1 protein-coding gene is annotated in these 1,493 nt (G+C 46.3%); it reads left to right on the top strand.

Features of this window, described 5'->3' with window-relative positions; translation table 11 throughout:
• Positions 1-264: 264 nt before the first annotated feature.
• The coding region (locus AC04MQ_RS19250) for a G8 domain-containing protein (RefSeq protein ID WP_475392891.1) at positions 265-1,493 on the top strand (1,229 nt) is incomplete at its 3' end.

Here is a 1,493-nt window from a genome sequence, read left to right as displayed (position 1 = left end):
TACGTATTCTTTGGTGAAGGTGGGAAAAGAACTGAATTTGCCTGTGAGTGTACAAGTGCAATGCCAGGTTGGGTGAATGTGGGCGGTGGTTGTTACCACCGCGGTGCCGCGGCATCCAATTAGGTTAGGCAATATTGTTTTGTTGATAACAGAACAACATATGGATCTTAGTTCCGAATTAGAGCTTGTCACATCTTTATGTCCAGGCTCGTACACCCGATAGGTAATGAGTTTCTATATTTCATTAGGCAAGAAGAGGTAACTATGCTCAACATATGTAAAAACGTCGCTCTTTGTGGGCTTGGACTGAGTTTAATTTCATGTTCCAATAGTATGACAGCGGTTAGTGGAGCTGCTAGCCAAGGGACTAAAACGAATGTTTCATCCGGTGCGGATTCTGCCGGAGCAGCGGCGGCTACGGCGAAGAAGAAGATAAACCAAATTCTGCAAAATAATGAAAGAAAAGTCTCTGTCCTAAATATGGCTTCTAAGGCCGTGGCGCTGTCGGATATGCAAGTCAGCGGTGGAGATTTGACTATCAATGCCGGTGATACCGTTGTCATTAACTCTAATATTGACGTCAATGTTTTGACAATCAATGGTACCTTAGCGTGTTCAAATCAATATACAACAGACTATCGAATTCGTGCGGCAACCATTTATGTCAATGGAACTTTTGAGTGTGGATCTGCAGAGTCAAACCGTTTCGCAGGAAAGCTTACTATTGCGTTAAAAGATAGCGGTGCAACCAATGCCGCCCGTCGGGGACTTTTGGTAAATCGCGGCGGTATGATTCGCATGTTCGGTACTGATAGCAAGGTAAAATGGACCCGCCTTGGAGCAACCGCTTCTGCGGGATCTACAACTTTGCAGCTGGATAGCGATATAGCTCGAGGCTGGCAGGCTGGTGATGAAATCGTAATTGGTCCTACCGGCTACAATCCTCATGAAGCAGAGAAGATCACACTATCGGCAGTTTCTGATGGTCGAACGTTGAAACTGTCCCGTGCTCTGCAGCACACTCACTGGGGTGTTATGCAGACCTTCCAGGGAAAAGAAGGGCCGGTTCAACTAGATCAACGGGCTGAGGTTGCAAATCTTACCCGTAATATCAAGATTATCGGTGATGAGTCCAATGGGGCTATCAGTGATCAGAATGGTATCGGCGGCCACATGATGGTCATGCCGGGTGGTAGCGCATTTATTGATGGTGTTGAATTTTCCAGAATGGGGCAGGCCGGTGTTATGGCACGCTATCCATTCCATTGGCACATGGCAGGCGACGTCTATGGTCAATTTATCAGAAACTCCAGTGTCCATCGTTCTTTCCAACGTTGTATCACAGTGCATGGCACACAGCGTGCCCTTGTACAGAATAACGTTTGCTTTGATTTCCGAGGTCACGGTTACTTCCTTGAAGATCATGATGAAATCGATAATATCCTGATCGGAAATCTTGCGATGTATGGACGACGTCCTTTGGCAGACAAAAT

The sequence above is a fragment of the Bdellovibrio sp. MYbb2 genome, from assembly GCF_056175685.1.
This window is presented reverse-complemented; position numbering and strand designations above follow the sequence as displayed.